We start from the raw sequence: 16,393 nt of genomic DNA, 5'->3' as shown, positions 1-16,393 counted from the left end.
CTTCCGACCAACACCGCGCATTGCTGCGCTTGCCTTTGCCCGCCGGCATCTTCACAATCCCGCCCACCATGAAATTCATCCAAGCCATCGAGGCGAGCATCGCCACCTGACATCGCCCTCGATCGCGTTCGGAAGGCGTTGCGCCTTCCGGTATTGAAAACCCCGGCAGGCTCCGTCCCTCCGGGGTTTTGTTTTTTCCGCACATCAACCGTTCAACACGCCATGCGTACCTACGACAAGCTGATCGCCACGATTCGCCTCCGCCGGAGCGTGGACACCGTGCGCCCGGGCTCCGGCCGCCGCATCAGCACATTGCACGACACCGTTCGTCGCTAGCCTCCCGGGCGAATCTTTTTGCCTGGGGCTGGCGCATGCCAACCAGGCCTTCGAAGCACTGCGCGAAAGAGCGCGTGCCTCGATCCAGAGAAAAGAAAGATTCGCCATGAACCCGAAATCCAGAAACCTCCGCAACATCGGCATCATTGCCCACGTCGACGCGGGCAAGACCACGACCACCGAACGCATCCTGTTCTACGCCGGCGAGAGCCATCGCATCGGCGACGTCAGCAGCGGCACGGCGCGCATGGACTTCGATCCACAGGAGCAGAAGCGCGGCATCACCATCAGCAGCGCGGCCATCACGGTCCACTGGAACGCGACGCAGATCAACCTGATCGACACGCCCGGCCACATCGACTTCAACATCGAGGTGAACCGCTCGCTGCGCGTGCTCGACGGCGCGGTCGTCGTGTTCGACGGCGTGGCCGGCGTGGAGCCGCAGACCGAGACGAACTGGCGCCTCGCGGACAAGTACCGCGTGCCGCGCATCGCCTTCGTCAACAAGCTCGACCGCCTCGGCGCGGACTTCCCGCGCGTGGTTGCCATGATGGAAGACCGCCTGGGCGTGAAGGCCGTGGCGGTGCAGTTACCCATTGGCACGGAAGGCGACTTCCGTGGCGTGGTCGACCTCGTCGGCATGCGTGCGCTCGTCTGGGACAAGGACGACGCAAGCGAGCCCTGCCGCGTGACCGGCGTGCCCGCCGATCTGCTGGCTTCGGCGCAGCGCCATCGTGCGCGGCTTGTGGAGCTTGCGGTCGAGCAGGACGACGCGGCCATGGAGGCCTACCTGAACGGCAATGAGCCGTCGGCCGACGTGCTGCGCGCGTGCATCCGCAAGGCAGTGCTGGCCAGTGCCTTCGTGCCCGTACTCGCGGGCTCCGCGTTCCGCAACCGCGGCGTGGAGCCGCTGCTCGACGCGATCGTCGACTGGCTGCCGAAGCCGGGCGAAGTTGCGACTGCATGCGACCCCGAGGCGCCGTTCTCGGCGTTGGCATTCAAGGTCGCCAGCGACGACCACGGCGCGATGGTGTTCGTGCGTGTCTACGGCGGCCGGCTGCGGCGTGGAGATACGGTGCTGAACGCGACGACGGGCCGCACGGAACGCGCGGCGCGGCTGTACGAAGTGCATGCGGACGACCGCATCGAGCGCGAGGTACTCGTGGCGGGCGACATCGCCGCGATCGTCGGGCTGAAGGACACGTTGACCGGCAACACGCTGTGCGACCGGAACCATCCGGTGCAACTGGAAGAGATCAGCGTGCCCGAGCCGGTGATCCATGTCGCGATCGAGCCGAAAGCGCAAGCGGATCAGCAGGCGCTGTCGAAGGCCTTGCAGGTCATGCTGCGGGAAGACCCGAGCCTGCGGCTGCGGCAGGACGCCGAGTCGGGTCAGACGATTCTGTCGGGCATGGGCGAGCTGCAGCTCGATGTGTCCGTCGAGAAGTTGCGCGCGAAATACGGCGTCGAAGTGTCGGTGGGACGGCCCCAGGTCGCCTACCGTGAAACCTTGTCGAGAGAAACGGAGGTGCACCATGTGCACAGGAAGCAGAACGGCGGTCCCGGCCAGTTCGCGGAGCTGACGCTGCGCATCGCGCCGCGTGCGCGTGGCGACGGCATTGGATTCGAGAGCCGGGTGGTGGGCGGCGTCATTCCGCGCGAGTTCATTCCCGCGGTCGAGGCCGGTATCCGCCGCGCCGCGCAATCCGGCGTGGTGGCCGGTTTCCCGTGCGTGGACTTCATGGCCACGCTGGTGGACGGCAGCCACCACGAGAGCGATTCGTCGGCGATGGCGTTCGAACTGGCCGCCGCGGCGGCGTTCCGCGAAGCGGCCGCGAAAGCAGCGCCGCAGTTGCTGGAGCCGGTGATGGCCGTGGAAGTCATCACGCCCGCCGACTACCTCGGCGATTGCATCGGTGACCTGCACCGGCGGCGCGGCATGGTCCGTGGCCAGTCGGTGCGCGGCAACGCGGCCGTCGTCGATGCGCATGTGCCGCTGAAGGAAATGTTCGGCTACATCGGCAACCTGCGTGCGCTGTCTTCGGGCCGCGCGCAGTACACGATGCAGTTCGACCACTACGCAGTGGCGCCTGCGAGTGAAACGGCCGGGCTCTTGAAGAGCTGACAGGCCTCAGGGGCGGTCCTTTGTCGGGGCCGCCCCTTTTTTCTTGGGCGAGTGCGAAGGCCGCAGGTCAGGCTGCAACGCCCTTGTTGGGATTCAGCAGGAACTTCTCACCGGTAGCCTGCTTCCCGTACACCCCGATCGCATCGAGCTGCAGCATCTCCACCAGCGAAACCTCGCGCGTGTACTTGCTGGCGAAGGTGGTCTTCAGCTCCGCCACGACACGGGTCTTCAAACGCTGCGTACCGGCATCGCCGAGCTTGCCGAGGAACGGAAACAGCAGCCACCCGCCCATGCCCCACGCCATGCCGAAGTTGCGCACGAATTCGGTGGGAGAGCGATCAAGGCCGCCGTAGATGTAGACCTGCTTGTGCGTGGTCGAGCCGTAGCGGCTGTATTCCTTGGCGGTGCGGTTCAGTGCCGCTTCCATGCAGCCGAGGATCTGCCCGGCGAGCTTGCCGCCGCCGGTGGCGTCGAAGGCCAGCGTGGCGCCGGTCTCTACCAGCGCCTGCGTCAGGTCTTCGAGGAAGGTGGGCGAGGTCGCGTTGCAAACGTACTTCGCGCCCAGGCCGCGCAGCAGGTCTTCCTGCTCCTGCTTGCGCACGATGTTGACGAGCGCGATGCCGTCCTTCTGGCAGATCTTGTTGAGCATCTGGCCCAGGTTGGACGCGGCGGCCGTGTGCACCAGCGCCTTGTGGCCCTCCATGCGCATGGTCTCGACCATGCTGAGCGAGGTGAGCGGGTTGACGAAGCAGGATGCGCCTTCGGCCGGCGTGGTGCCGTCCGGCAGTTCCAGGCACTGGGCGGCGGCGAGGCAGCGGTACTGCGAGTACATCGCGCCGCCGATGGCCGCCACGGTCTTGCCGAGCAGCGCCTGCGCGGCCGGCGACGATCCGGCCTTGACCACCACGCCCGCGCCTTCGTTGCCCACCGGCATCGACTGGTCGAGCCGCGCCGCCATCGCGGGAAGCACGCGCTCGGGCACGGTGGCGGTGACGACGGGGCGCTCGGGCGTGCCCGAGGCCTTGGCGGTGCTCATGTCGGCGGCGCCGAACAGCAGGCCGAGGTCCGACGGGTTCAGGGGCGACGCCTCGACGCGGATCACCACTTCGTGGGCCTGCGGTTCGGGGATCGGGTCGTCGTGCAGAGAGAGTTCGAGTTCGCCGTTCGCGCGAACGAGGGAGCGGATTTGGAGTGCCATGGAAGAGCCCTTCGTGAAGCTTCGCAGATGGCCATCGGCCACGGGGCGGCCAGTATAGGAGCGGGGTACGGAAGCCGCTGGCGCCTTCAGGACACCACGGGGATCACGGGGGCATGCGCCAGCGCGTGGCGCATCTTCGCGGGATCGAGCCGCTCGATGTAGCGCGGGATGTTGCGCCACAGCGTGTGGTAGCCGTAGCCGCCTCGCAGCATCTCGTGGCGCGCGCTGTCCTTGTCCCAGTCCTGCACGGCCATGCGGTAGACCGCGGCGATCACGCCGGTGCGGTCGGCGCCGTGCATGCAGTGGATCAGCACCGGTCCCTGCTTCTCCGCCTCGCGGATAGCGAGCAGCGCGCGCAGCACCTTGGCGTCGTCGATGGACCAGGTATTGATCGGCACGCGCACCAGCCGCATGCCGGTGCCGGCGAACACCTTCTTGTCGTCGTTGAACGAGCGCAGGCTCACCACCGTGCGAATACCGAGCGCCTGCAGCGCGGCCATGTTGGCGCGCCGGGGCTGCGCGCTGCGGTACAGCGTGGGCGTGATGCGGTGCAGGTTCTCGACGTGCAGTTCGTCGAGCGGGTCGGCCCAGTGGCCGGGGCGCGTTTCGTCGTCGCCGCCAGCCGCGCTCATGGCTTGCGCTTCCAGTGGCGAACCGTGAGGATCAGCAGCGCCACCGCGAGGCCGCCCCAGTAGTCGACCGGCGCGCCCCACAGCCAGTGCTTGTGCCAGAACGCATCGACCGGGTTGAAGCGCGCCCAGCCGAAGGCCGGGTTGATGAGGAACCACAGAAAGTCCTCGCAGACCCAGAACACGATCAGCCCCGCCACCGCGAGCCCGACGTTGCGCCATGTCCAGCGGCCGTTGAAGGCCAGCGGCGAGAAGAACACCAGCGCCATGAAGGTGAACACCCATGCGTGGTAGCCCGTCATCGCGCGGCCGCCCCAGAAGATGTCGAGCCAGATGCTGTTCTCGATGCGCCAGGTCGGCAGCGACGTCGCCCAGCCGGCACCGCCTTCGATCTGGATCTCGGCGTTGGCGAAGAAGAAGGCCATGACGGCCACCCAGGCGAGATAGCCGAGCGTGCGGCCCACGCCGGTCTTTTCGGTGTCGCGGTTCATGCCGCGCTGTCCGACAGAACGTGTTGCAGCACCGCGCGAGCGGCCTGCGGCTTGCCCAGCGCGCGGCTGCGGGCGGCCATGTTCGCGAGCTTGGCGGTGTCGGCCATGAGGCGCGCCACTTTGTAGTCGAGGCCGATGGCGTCGTAGGCCAGCCACGCGGCGCCTTCTTCCATCAGGAAGCCGGCGTTGTGTTCTTCCTGCCCGGGGATGGGCGAGATCAGCAGCATCGGCTTGCCCAGTGCCAGGCATTCCGACACCGTGAGGCCGCCCGGCTTGGTGACGACGAGGTCGGACGCGGCCATCATCTTGTGCATCTCGTTGGTGAAGCCGATGGCGACCACGCGCCCCGGGTAGCGCCTGGCCAGCGCCTCCAGCTTGCCGTATGCCTCCACGTTGCGGCCGGCAACGGCAATGACCTGGAAGTTGCCTTCCCCGCCGAGGCCGAGCACGCGCTCGACCATGCTCGGCAGGTCGCCCACGCCCGCCCCGCCCGAGGCCATCAGCAGCACCGGCCGCGAAGGATCGAGGCCCAGTTCCGTCGCGCAGGCGTTGCGCGCAAGCGTCGGTGCGTCGGGCTCGGAGAACGCCGGCATCACGGGGATGCCTGTGACGTGGATGCGGTCCGCCGGAATGCCGCGCGCCCGCAGGCGGAACGCCACTTCTTCCGTGGCGGCAAGGTAGCCGGTCATGCCCGGCACGAGCCACATGTTGTGCAGGTCGTAGTCGGTGATCTGCAGCCACACGGGGTAGTCGATGCGGCCGCGGTTGCGCTCGCGCATCAGCAGTTCCGCGGGCAGGAAGTGGGTGCAGATCACGGCGTCGGGCTGCTCGCGGCGGATTTCCTTCACGAGGGCGCCGGTGCTCAGCCGCTCGATGCCGCGGCGCAGGCGTTGCGAGGGCGCGTGGTGCGGCGTGGTGTCGGTGCGCTGGTGCAGGTACGACCACAGCTCGGGGGCCCGGTTCACGAGCTGGATGTACCAGTCGGTGTAGACCTTGCGAAAGCCGCCGGCCACGTGGGCCATCGCATCGATGTGGACCGCCGTGCAGGGCGGGGCGAGGGTCTGGGCGGTGGCGGCAAGCGCCTGTGCTGCACGCACGTGGCCGTTGCCGGCGCTCACGCTGAGGATCAGGAGTTTGGTCATGAAATCCGGGAGTTGGGCGGATTATGGCGATGCTGTGTGGCGGTGCTTTTGGGGGCCTTCATTCAGGGCTCGCTCACGCCGACGGGGTGCCTTGCTCCGCGAATGTCCCCCGGCCTGCGGCCTCCTCCTTTATTTCGCTGCGCAAGGCACCCCGCCGTCGTGAGCGTTCAGAGCACTGGTTGATCGGCCAGCACGAGAGCCGCGCTCGTCGTGCACAGGGCGCCGGGTGCTCCCCGCAGCGAAATAAAGGAGGAGGGGCGCAGCCCCGGGGGACATTCGCGGAGGGGAGTACCTGGTGCCCTGTGCACACCCCCGAACCCTCGAACACAAATCAAAGAGGCGCCCGAGAAGTGATGAACTGATTCACCCCCGCAGCAGCCCGCTCGCGAACAGCATCGAAAGTGGTGCTCTCCACGATGCGCCCGTTCTCGAACACCGTCTGAAGCAGGTCGGCCTGGCCTGTCGCCATCGTCTCTTCCCGCACAGTGTTCTCGATGCCGTTCGCACCGCGCACCAGCGCAAGACGCCCCTTCTTCGAAGCCTTGCCCATGTCCCCGACGGGCGACTTGTACACGTCGCGCCACTCGCCGTTCACCTGCATCGCCGAGCACTTCATCGCCCACTGCATCGTGTCGCGGTTGACCTGCTGCAGCAGCCCGCCGCCCATGCCGAAGGAGATGTTCTCCGTCGAAAAACCGTTGTGGAAAAAGTTCGACAGGCACAGCCGCAGCGAATCGAGATTCACGCCGTCGCCCTGGATGATGCGCACGTTGTTCAGCACGCGGAAGCCCTTGGCGTTGGTCGTCGTGCCGAAGCGCTCGGCCAGGATCTGCGCCACCTTCAGCGTGGTTTCTGCCGGGTCGCCCGAATCCGGCCGCACCACCAGCGTCGCGCCCGAGGCCACCACCTTCGCCTTCAGCTCGTCGCCCCAGATGCGCGCGCAGGCATTGAAGATGTCGTAGCTGTCGCTCACCACCGCAAAAGTGGCGCCGGGCTTGCCGAACTGGTCGACCATGTTGCTGTACGCATCGGCTTCATGCTCGCGGCCCCAGCCCGTGATGGTGCTGTGCTCCGCCGCCGGAATCGAAAAGCCCGCCACGTCGCAGTCGTAGTACCGGCGTGCCGCCACCAGCGCAGCCAGCGTGTCCGTGCCCATGAAGTTCACCAGGTGCGCCATGCCGCCGAGCGCGGCCGATTCGAGGCTCGACACGCCGCGCGCGCCGAAGTCGTGCAGCCTGAAGGCGATCTGCCCCTGCGGGTCGTCGCAGGTCGCTTCCAGGTAGCGCAGCAGCGTGGTGCGCGCTGCTGCCGACAGCGTGGCGACCGTGGTGGGATACCAGATGGCGCGCAGCAGCTCGGTCTCGAGAAAGCTCGTGACCCAGAAGAACTCGGGGTCGGTGTTCTCGATGGTCGCGAGCACGTTGTGCACCGGCGTCACGCTGCCTTCGGGCACGGCGCGGATGCGCACCGGCATCAGCCCGCCGTGCTTCTCGATCAGCCGCAGCCAGCCTTCGCGGTTGAAAGGCTCGCCGTGCGCGGCCATGAGCAGGGCGGCTTCTTCCACGTCGTCGCGCGTCACCGGCGTCTGCAGGTATTCGCGCAGGTAGGCCTGCAGCCCGAAGAACAGCGAGTGGCTGAAGATGCCGCCGCGCGACTCGATGTAGCTGTACACCGTCTGCGTGCCGGGCGGGTACTGCATCCAGTGCGACACCTTGTAGGAGTCGGTGCGAAGCAGCAGGTTGTTGCCCAGGGGCGAGGAGGTGAGATTGCGGTTCATGTGAAAGCTCCTTTCACTGTGGCACCCGTCAACCGGGTGCCGTTCTTGCTGACAAAGCCTGGTCGTTCAGTTCTTGCCCAGGCCACCCAAAAAATGATTCGCGATGAAGAAGTGGTCTTCGTAGATGCGGTCCTGCATGTCGAGGAACTCGGCGATCGGCACCCAGCGCACTTCGGCCGCGTCGTCGTCCGCGCGCACTTCCGAAAGGCCTGCCCACTGGTTGTGCGCCAGTTCGAAAAAGAAGCCGTGCGTGATGGTGCGCCCGCGCTGCGAGCGGTCGGGCGCGTCGAACACATGGCTGGCCTTCATGCTGCCGTTGAGCACTGGCACGGGCACCTTGAGCCGGGTTTCTTCCTTCAGCTCGCGGATGGCCGCGTCCTGCAGCCGCTCCTGCTGGCCGACGAAGCCGCCGGGCAGCGCCCAGGTGCCCTTGCCTGGATGGAACTTGCGCTGCACCAGCAGGATGTGGCCGGCCTCGACCACGATGGCGTCGACCGTGGTGTAGATGGGTGGAAAGTCGCTGCCTGCGTAGCGGTACTTGTCGCGGTAGTCGAGCAGGAAGGCGCGCTCTTCGCAGAGCTCGGCGTAGTCGGCGGTGCGGGTGAACTGGTCGAGGAACGCGGCCGTGCCGTCGGGCAGGTCGGCGCGTGCGAGCTGCCCGCGGTTCTCGGGGTCGAAGTAGAGGCTGCGCACGTCGGTGGCGTTGAGGCTCTCCACGCTGTTCTGCCCGACGAACTCCCAGTGGGGGAACATCTTCAGGTAGTAGCTCGATGCGTCCTTCAGATGCCCCACCAGTGCCACCTTGGCCTTGGCCGGCGCATGGCCGTCCTGAGCGATGAGCCGCTCGACCGCCGACTGGATCGACGCGATCCAGATCTGGTCGTTGTAGGGCGAGTCGCCCACGCCGACCACGCTCACGCGCATCTGGTCGCTGCTGCGCAGGCAGGCGCGCACCATGCGTTCGCGTTCGTCGAAGGTGAAGGGGTTCTTGACGCTTCGCGGCTGCCGGTCGGAGCCGACCACCACGATGACCCGATCGGCGGCGCGCGAGGCCTCTTCGATGAGTCGTTGATGTCCGAAATGAACGGGCTGGAAGCGCCCGATGACGATGGCGTATTGGTACTTGCGTGTGCTCACTTGGGAATCCCCCAAAAAGGGCGCGATCAACTCGCGCTTGCGTTCAGGATAGCATCGGTGCCGCACATTGATCAAGCCTTCCGATGACCGAGCCCTCTTCTCCCCCCGCCGATGCCGTGCGCCTGAACAAGCGCATGGCCGAACTGAAAATGTGCTCGCGCCGCGAGGCCGACGAATGGATCGCCAACGGCTGGGTGAAGGTCAACGGCAGGCCAGCCGAGATGGGCGTGAAGGTCACGCCCTCCGACCGCATCGAGATCGACAAGGCGGCCAAGGGCCAGCAGGCGAACCAGGTCACCATCCTCATCAACAAGCCCATCGGCTACGTGAGCGGGCAGGCCGAGGACGGCCATGAACCGGCGGTCACGCTGTTCACGCCGCAGAACCGCTGGGCCGAAGACAACGCGCGCTTTTTCTTCAGCCCGCAGCAGCTGCGCGGCCTGGCGCCGTGCGGCCGGCTCGACATCGACTCCATCGGCCTGCTGGTCATGACGCAGGACGGCCGCATCGCGCGCCAGCTCATCGGCGAAGACTCGGTGATGGAAAAGGAATACCTGGTGCGCGTGGCCTACCACGGCCTGGGCCAGCCCGCGCCCACCGGCCAGCTGGTGCGCATGGACGACGACGACCCCGTCACCACCAACGTGCAGGCGGTGTTTCCGCCGGCCATGCTCGCGAAGCTGCGCCACGGCCTGAGCCTCGACGGGCAGGCGCTGAAGCCGGCGCGGGTCGAATGGCAGAACCCGGAGCAGCTGCGCTTCGTGCTCACCGAAGGCAAGAAGCGGCAGATCCGCCGCATGTGCGAGCTGGTCGGCCTGAAGGTGGTGGGGCTGAAGCGTGTGCGCATCGGCAAGGTCATGCTGGGCAACCTGCCGGTGGGGCAATGGCGATACCTGGCGCCGCACGAGAAGTTCTGAGCCTGCGCGCGCTGAACCGCGCCACGCTGGCGCGGCAGATGCTGCTGCAGCGGCGCAGCCTGACGGCGGCGCAGGCCGTCGAGCGGCTGGCCGGGCTGCAGGCGCAGGCGCCCAACCCGCCCTACATCGGCCTCTGGAGCCGGCTCGAAGGCTTCCGGCGCGAGCAGCTGACCGACGCATTGCACAAGCGCCGCATCGTGCGCATGTCGACCCTGCGCGGCACCTTGCACCTGATGAGCGCGCGCGACGCGCTGGCATGGCGCCCGCTGCTGGAGCCGGTGCATCAGCGCGGCCTGCAGGGCAGCAATCACAAGAAGGCGCTCGACGGCATCGACCGCGCGGCGGTGGTCGAGGCCGCACGCACGCTGCTCGCCGAGCGTCCGCGCACCGGCGCCGAACTCGGGCAGGCCCTCGGCCTGCGCTGGCCCGGCCGCGAGAGCGCCTCGCTCGCCGCGCTGATCCGCAACAGCCTGCCGCTCGCGCACCTGCCGCCGGCGGGCACCTGGAACTCGCACCAGAGCGCGCTGCTGCAGCCCCTTGGCGACTGGCTCGGGGATGCGGCGGCCAATGCAACCCCCGCCACCCAGGACGACCTGCTGCTGCGCTACCTCGCGGCCTTCGGTCCCGCCACGCTGGCCGATGCCGGCGCATGGTCGGGCCTCACCGGCTGGAAGGCCGTGGCCGAGTGCCTGCGGTCCCGGCTGCGCGTGTTCATGAGCGAAGACGGCCAGGAGCTCTTCGACCTGCCCCGCGCGCCGCGGCCCGATCCCGACACGCCCGCGCCGCCACGCCTCGTGGCCGAGTGGGACAACTTGCTGCTCTCGCATGCCGACCGCGTCCGCGTGCTGAGCGAGGCGCACCGTGCTCGCGTGTTCACCGCCAACGGCATCGTGCGCGGCACGGTGCTGCTCGACGGCTTCGTGGCGGGTGTCTGGAAGATCGAGCGCGAGAAGAAGAGCATTGCCACCGTGCTGCTGGAGCCCTTCGCACGCTGGTCGAAGGCCGACCGCGTTGCAGTGGAGAAAGAGGCCCTCGACCTGCTGGCCTTCGCCTCGGACGGCGAGGGCGAGCGCCACGCCGTGCGCATGGCCTGAGCGTTGCCGCGGCGCGCCATTACCTCCGCCATTGCCCCCGCGATGCACCCGCCGCCTAAGCTGCGTCTAAGTATTCACACCTACTCTGCGCCCCGGCGCAGGCTCTTCCGATCATCCCGGTCGCGTGCTACCTTGCGGCCGAAGGAGTCGCCGCAATGCGCGTTCTGCTGGTGGAAGATGACGAGATGATCGGGCGCAGCCTCAAGCAGGCGCTCGAGGGTGCGGGCTGGTCCGCGGATTGGGTGCGCGATGGCGAGCTTGCCCAGAGCGCCCTGGGCGACGGCGGCTACACCTGCGTGCTGCTCGACCTCGGCCTGCCCAAGCAGGACGGCACCGAGGTGCTGCGCCGCGCCCGCGAACGCGGCGACGCCACGCCGGTGCTGGTGCTCACCGCCCGCGACGGCCTCGACGACCGCATCCACAGCCTCGACCTCGGCGCCGACGACTACCTGCTCAAGCCCTTCGAATTCCGCGAACTGCTCGCACGCATGCGTGCCATCGTGCGGCGGCGCGACGGTGCCGCGCATTCGCTGGTCGGCAGCGGCATGCTGCAGCTGGACCTCACCACGCGCGAGGTGCTGGTCAACGGCGAGCGCGAGGCGCTCACCGCGCGCGAGTTCGCGCTGCTGCACGCCCTGCTGGAGCGCCCCGGTGCCATCCTCTCGCGCGAACAACTCGAGAACCGCATCTACGGCTGGGGCGAAGAAGTCACCAGCAATGCGATCGATGTGCTGATCCACGGTATGCGCCGCAAGCTGGGCGCGGACGCGATCCGCAACGTCCGCGGCCTGGGCTGGCGAGTGGTCGCATGACCAGGCTCGGCCCCAGGCTTCGCGCACTTCGTGTCGCTTCGCCTGGCCCCTGCCGGGGGCGACACCTGCGGCCCGGCGGAGCCGGTTCCGCGGTGTTTCGCGAACGGGCCGTCGGCTCATGACCGGCGGTGACCGTAGCGGCGGCCGCTGGTGGCGGCCGCATTCGCTGCGCACGCAGCTGCTGCTGTGGCTCATCACGCTGCACCTGGGTGCCGCGGTGCTGACTGCGTGGTTCTCTTTCGTGGCCTACGGCAACCTCGTGCACAACGCGCTGGACGACCAGATGCGCCTCGTGGCCGAGTCGTATGCGGGCAGCGACCCGCTCAAGGTCCCGCGCCCGATGGACGGCGAGGCGGCGTTCGCGCGCGGTGCCTTCATCGTGCAGATATGGAGCCCCGACGGCCACACGCTGCGCGCCAGTTCGTGGCCGGTGCTCGCGGTGCCGCTGCAGTCGCGCGCGGGCTTCAGCGACGTGAGCACGGGCACGCATGCCCAGTCGAGCTGGCGCGTGTTCACCGCCGAGCCCGGCACGCGCGCCGACCAGCCGCGCGTGCAGGTGCTGCAGAACGAGGACTACCGCCGCCGCCGCGCCCTGCGCCGCGCATTGCTGGAGGGCCTGCCGATCACGCTGCTGCTGCCGCTGGCGCTGCTGATCCTGTGGATCATCGTGTCGGCCGCCTCGCGCTCGCTGCGCGCGGTGGCGCGCGACGTGGCCTCGCAGGACGAACGCAGCCCCACCGAGCTTTCGCTGTCGCGCGTGCCCGAAGAGATCGCACCGCTGGTGGGCGCCTTCAACAACCTGCTGTCGCGCGTGCGCAGCGCCTTCGCCACGCAGCGCCGCTTCGTGCAGGACGCGGCCCACGAGCTGCGCACGCCGATGGCCGCCATCGGCCTGCAGATCGAGAACCTGCGCGCGCACGTGCCGGCCGGAGAGGCGACCGAGCGCTTCAACCAGCTCGAAGCCGGCGTCACGCGCGCGCAGCACCTGATCGAGCAGCTGCTCAACCTGTCGCGTCAGGACGCGCCGCAGCGCAGCACCGCCGGCGAGCGCGTCGACATCGAAGTGCTGCTGCGCGAAAGCGTGAGCCAGCTCATGGTGCTGGCCGATGCACGGCGCGTGGACATCGGCTTCGAGGGCGGCATCGCGGCAGTGGTGGTTGCGCCCGCGGCCGAACTGCGCAGCGTGTTCGACAACCTGATCGACAACGCGCTGCGCTATGCGCCCGAAGGTGGCGTGGTCGACGTGAAGCTGCATCAGTTCGGCGGGCATGCGGTGGTCGACGTGCTCGACAACGGCCCCGGCATTCCGAAGGCCGTGATGGGCCGCGTGTTCGATCGCTTCTTTCGCGTGCCGGGCGCCGTGGCGGGCGGCAGCGGCCTGGGGCTGGCCATCGCACGCACGGCGGCGGAGCGGCACGGCTTGCGCATCGAGCTGCACAACCGCGACGACGGACCGGGATTGATGGCGCGCGTGCATCTGCCGCCGTCGCCGGCAGCGCCTCTTTCGCACTGAGTAAGAAAGGCCACTGCGCGGCGCGCTTACTCATCCGCGCCTAACTCTTCGCTCACCTTCACCTCAGTCTGCATGCCTAGAGTGCACTCAGGTCCTGCCACGCGCAGTTCGCGTGATGGCACGAGGCCGGAGACAACATGCCCTCAGGAGAACACACAATGCGTACTTCCCTCAAGCTTCTCGCCGTCGGTTCCCTCGCTGCGCTGGCAGCGATGGGCGCCATCACCGCATCTGCCGAAACCACCGATGGTTCGGACTTCCATCCGCTGCAGATGAACTCGCCCGTAAATCCTGATGTCCAGGCCGGCGCGATGGCTGCGGCCCGTCCGAGCGGCACCGAGCCGATCGGCCAGTCGACCAGCGCACCCTCGATGAGCTCGACGATGCCGGTGGCCGACATCCAGGCCGGCGCCTATGCGGCGTCGCATCCGACCGGCACCGAGCCGATCGGGCAATCGACTTCACTGCCGATGGTGAAGTCGGGCAGCGGCAGCTGAGTGCCGCCGCCGGTTGCAACGACGACTGTGTTCAGTCGTCGTTGCTGCTGAGCAGTGCGCGGTAGATCACCGCGCCGATGATGGCGCCCGCGATGGGCGCCACCCAGAACAACCACAGCTCCGACACCGCATAGGACGGCCCGAACAAGGCCGGGCCTGTGCTGCGTGCGGGGTTCACCGAAGTGTTGGTGACCGGGATCGACACCAGGTGGATCAGCGTAAGGCACAGGCCGATGGCCAGCCCCGCGAAGCCGCCGGCCGCGCGCTTGGCGGTGGCACCGAGGATCACGATCAGGAACACCGCGGTCATCACCACTTCGCAGATCAGCGCGGCGGTCATGCCGTATTTGCCGGGCGAGTGTTCGCCATAGCCGTTGGTGGCGAAGCCGCCGATGTCCGCGCCCGGCTTGCCGGTGGCAATGAGATAAAGAACGCCCGCCGCCGCGATGGCGCCGAGCACCTGCGCCACGATGTAGCCCGCGAGCTGCGAGGCTTTGAAGCGGCCTGCCGCCGCAAGGCCGATGGACACCGCCGGATTGAAGTGCCCGCCCGAGATCGGGCCCAGCGCATAGGCCCCGGTCACCACCGTGAGGCCGAAGGCCAGCGCGACCCCGTGAAAGCCGATGCCGGTACCTGGAAAGGCCGCCGCGAGCACTGCGCTTCCGCAGCCTCCGAGCGTGAGCCAGAAAGTACCAATGAACTCGGCAGACCACTTTTTGTAGGTACTGTGTTCCATGACGCTCCATCCTGAAGTTGAGGGATTGCGCCCGGCCCACGGCCTTGCGCGGGGCGGATTCTAGGAACGGCAAGGACGGTAGCGCAGCATGTCTTTCGGCCTATCGGAACCTGTTCACGTTCGTTGCAGCTTTGTGCATTTGCGCCCAGGCGAATACCAGGTCTTCCGATGCGCGCAGGCGTGGCCGCACGCTGAAAACCCCTGCACCGCCGTGCGACGCGGGCGCTATCCTGCGGCTTCCAGCCATCGAACAACGAGGAGACACGCCGCATGCGCCCATTCGCCATTCCACACACCGCAGCCGCCGTCGCATGCACGGCCCTCGTGGCCACGGCGGCGCTGCTGGGCACATCGAACGCGGCCGCGCAGGGCACCGTCAACGCGCTGTGCAGCACCGACGCAGGCTGGTGCGAGGCCGCCGCCGCGGCCTTTACGCGCGAGACCGGCATCAAGGTGCTGCAGGCCCACAAGGGCACCGGCGAAATCGGTGCGCAGCTGCGCGCGGAAGCGGCCAACCCCAAGACCGACATCTGGTGGGGCGGCACCGGCGATCCGTTCCTGCAGGCGGCCGAGCAGGGCCTGCTGGAGCCTTACCGGCCGGCCTACATCAACGACCTGTACGACTGGTCGGTGCGCCAGTACGCGATGTCGCAGAACATGGTGGGCGGCTTCTACACCAGCGCCATCGGCTTCGGCTTCAACACCGAACTGCTGAAGAAAAAGAAGCTGCACGAGCCCAGGTGCTGGGCCGACCTGATCAAGCCCGAATACAAGGGCGAGATAGAGATATCGCACCCCGCCTCCAGCGGCACGGCCTACACCATCATCGCGGGCCTGGTGCAGCAGATGGGTGAGGACGAGGCCTTCGAGTACCTCAAGAAGCTGCACCGCAACGTGACCAGCTACACCCGCAGCGGCCAGGCGCAGGCGCCCAACGTGGCCAAGGGCGAAGTGGCCATCGGCGTGAGCTTCATCTTCGGCTTCGAGCGCTGGCGCTACGACAAATTTCCCGTGAAGACCGCCGCGCCCTGCGAGGGCACCGGCTACGAGATCGGCGGCATCGCCCTGGTGAAGGGCGCGCGCAACAAGGAGAACGCGAAGCGCTACTACGACTGGCTCATGAGCCCCGCGGGCCAGTCCATCGGCGGCAAGTCGGGCAGCCTGCAGTCGCCGGCCAACAAGACTTTCAAGCCCGACCCGCGCATCCCGTCGATGGCCGACGTGAAGCTCATCAAGTACGACTTCGAGAAATACGGCAAGGCGGCCGAGCGCAAGCGGCTGATCGACCGCTGGACCCGGGAAGTCGAGTCTCAACCGAAGTAAGGGCCCCGGACTTTTGCGGCGAACACCGCGGAACCGGCTTTGCCGGGCCGCAGGTGTTGCCCCCGGCAGGGGGGTGGCGAAGCGACACGAAGTGCGCGAAGCCTGGGGGCGAGCCTATGAGCAGGCCTTGTTGTGGGAGGCGTGCATGCCCTTGGCTTTTGCATCGGCCTCGCTCAGGTACTCGCCCTTCTTGGTCTTGCCGTAGTAGCGGTCGCCCATGCAGTGGTAGACCTTGGTCTCGTCGTTGGCCCACACCTTGCCGGCACCGCCGCCGGGCGCTGCGGCCATCTTCGTGAGGTCCGGCGCGCCGGGTGTCTTGGTGGCCGTGCCGGTGCTCGGCGCGACGCCGGTCGTGCCGACATCGGCCGACTGGGTTTGCACGGCCGGAGCCGCGGCGGCAGCAGCAGGGGCCGCCGCGGCGCCCTTGCCGAACCACGTCTTGATGCCCTTGTGCCCGCGGCAGGCGCCGGACTTGGTGTCGGGCGATGCATAGCTGCCGTCCTTGCATTGAACGGTGGTGCCGGCCGGCGCGTCGGCCGGCACTTGCGCCTGCGCCGCAAACGCGGCGAGGCCGAGGCAGGCGGCGATCCACAGCATCCGGGGATTCTTGTCGTTCATGCAAAGCTCCTGGTGGGTTTAAAGGGCAACCCCTCAGCTTTGGGCATC

Annotated in this window: 15 protein-coding genes; 7 read left to right on the top strand and 8 right to left on the bottom strand. The window is 67.9% G+C overall.

Translation table 11 applies throughout. The annotated features are described in order from the left end of the window. Window positions 1-442: 442 nt before the first annotated feature. The gene (gene fusA / locus ACWV14_RS30125) at window positions 443-2,461 is read left to right on the top strand and encodes an elongation factor G (RefSeq protein WP_454905450.1); all 2,019 of its coding nucleotides are present in this window, start codon (window positions 443-445) and stop codon (window positions 2,459-2,461) included. 67 nt (window positions 2,462-2,528) lie between these two features. Here fusA and ACWV14_RS30120 read toward each other — a convergent pair whose 3' ends face one another. The 6 genes from ACWV14_RS30120 to ACWV14_RS30095 form a co-directional block, all read right to left on the bottom strand. Next, complete coding sequence (locus tag ACWV14_RS30120; RefSeq protein WP_454905448.1) at window positions 2,529-3,659, bottom strand: zinc-binding dehydrogenase; 1,131 nt, start codon at window positions 3,657-3,659, stop codon at window positions 2,529-2,531. Window positions 3,660-3,745: 86 nt separating this feature from the next. Beyond that, window positions 3,746-4,291 carry a dual specificity protein phosphatase family protein gene (locus ACWV14_RS30115; RefSeq protein WP_454905446.1) on the bottom strand — a complete coding sequence of 182 codons (546 nt, stop codon included), beginning with the start codon at window positions 4,289-4,291 and terminating at the stop codon, window positions 3,746-3,748. Continuing rightward, on the bottom strand, window positions 4,288-4,779 hold the full coding sequence (locus ACWV14_RS30110; RefSeq protein ID WP_454905444.1) for a hypothetical protein: 492 nt from the start codon (window positions 4,777-4,779) through the stop codon (window positions 4,288-4,290). Before ACWV14_RS30110 ends, ACWV14_RS30115 begins: the two co-directional genes overlap by 4 nt. After that, the gene (locus ACWV14_RS30105) at window positions 4,776-5,921 is read right to left on the bottom strand and encodes an MGDG synthase family glycosyltransferase (RefSeq protein WP_454905442.1); all 1,146 of its coding nucleotides are present in this window, start codon (window positions 5,919-5,921) and stop codon (window positions 4,776-4,778) included. The genes ACWV14_RS30110 and ACWV14_RS30105 overlap by 4 nt, the downstream gene beginning before the upstream one ends. A 331-nt stretch (window positions 5,922-6,252) precedes the next feature. Further along, entirely contained in the window at window positions 6,253-7,698 is a 1,446-nt protein-coding gene (locus ACWV14_RS30100; RefSeq protein WP_454905440.1) for a nicotinate phosphoribosyltransferase, read from the bottom strand. 66 nt (window positions 7,699-7,764) lie between these two features. Beyond that, window positions 7,765-8,835, bottom strand: a complete 1,071-nt coding sequence (locus ACWV14_RS30095) for a bifunctional nicotinamide-nucleotide adenylyltransferase/Nudix hydroxylase (RefSeq protein WP_454905438.1) — start codon at window positions 8,833-8,835, stop codon at window positions 7,765-7,767. An 83-nt stretch (window positions 8,836-8,918) separates the two neighbouring features. Between ACWV14_RS30095 and ACWV14_RS30090 the strand changes: the two genes are divergently transcribed. The 5 genes from ACWV14_RS30090 (at window position 8,919) to ACWV14_RS30070 (ending at window position 13,668) form a co-directional block, all read left to right on the top strand. Then, window positions 8,919-9,752 carry a pseudouridine synthase gene (locus tag ACWV14_RS30090; RefSeq protein ID WP_106936513.1) on the top strand — a complete coding sequence of 278 codons (834 nt, stop codon included), beginning with the start codon at window positions 8,919-8,921 and terminating at the stop codon, window positions 9,750-9,752. Next, window positions 9,719-10,846: a winged helix DNA-binding domain-containing protein gene (locus ACWV14_RS30085; RefSeq protein WP_454905436.1), complete on the top strand. Its 1,128-nt coding sequence runs from the start codon at window positions 9,719-9,721 to the stop codon at window positions 10,844-10,846. Before ACWV14_RS30090 ends, ACWV14_RS30085 begins: the two co-directional genes overlap by 34 nt. A 155-nt stretch (window positions 10,847-11,001) precedes the next feature. Then, a complete protein-coding gene (locus ACWV14_RS30080; RefSeq protein WP_454905435.1) occupies window positions 11,002-11,658 on the top strand; it encodes a response regulator in 657 nt (218 codons plus the stop codon). Between the two features lie 118 nt (window positions 11,659-11,776). Beyond that, window positions 11,777-13,171 carry a sensor histidine kinase gene (locus ACWV14_RS30075; RefSeq protein WP_454905433.1) on the top strand — a complete coding sequence of 465 codons (1,395 nt, stop codon included), beginning with the start codon at window positions 11,777-11,779 and terminating at the stop codon, window positions 13,169-13,171. Window positions 13,172-13,329: 158 nt separating this feature from the next. Beyond that, complete coding sequence (locus ACWV14_RS30070) at window positions 13,330-13,668, top strand: hypothetical protein (protein ID WP_454905431.1); 339 nt, start codon at window positions 13,330-13,332, stop codon at window positions 13,666-13,668. 31 nt (window positions 13,669-13,699) lie between these two features. Here ACWV14_RS30070 and aqpZ read toward each other — a convergent pair whose 3' ends face one another. Next, window positions 13,700-14,404 (bottom strand): aquaporin Z, encoded by a 705-nt coding sequence (gene aqpZ / locus ACWV14_RS30065; RefSeq protein WP_422084612.1) that lies wholly within the window; start codon window positions 14,402-14,404, stop codon window positions 13,700-13,702. A 270-nt stretch (window positions 14,405-14,674) separates the two neighbouring features. Between aqpZ and ACWV14_RS30060 the strand changes: the two genes are divergently transcribed. Continuing rightward, complete coding sequence (locus tag ACWV14_RS30060; RefSeq protein ID WP_454905429.1) at window positions 14,675-15,727, top strand: ABC transporter substrate-binding protein; 1,053 nt, start codon at window positions 14,675-14,677, stop codon at window positions 15,725-15,727. A 114-nt stretch (window positions 15,728-15,841) separates the two neighbouring features. Here ACWV14_RS30060 and ACWV14_RS30055 read toward each other — a convergent pair whose 3' ends face one another. Continuing rightward, window positions 15,842-16,324 (bottom strand): DUF3761 domain-containing protein, encoded by a 483-nt coding sequence (locus ACWV14_RS30055; RefSeq protein ID WP_454906128.1) that lies wholly within the window; start codon window positions 16,322-16,324, stop codon window positions 15,842-15,844. Window positions 16,325-16,393 lie beyond the last annotated feature (69 nt).

The sequence above is a fragment of the Variovorax durovernensis genome, assembly GCF_977011995.1.
This window is presented reverse-complemented; position numbering and strand designations above follow the sequence as displayed.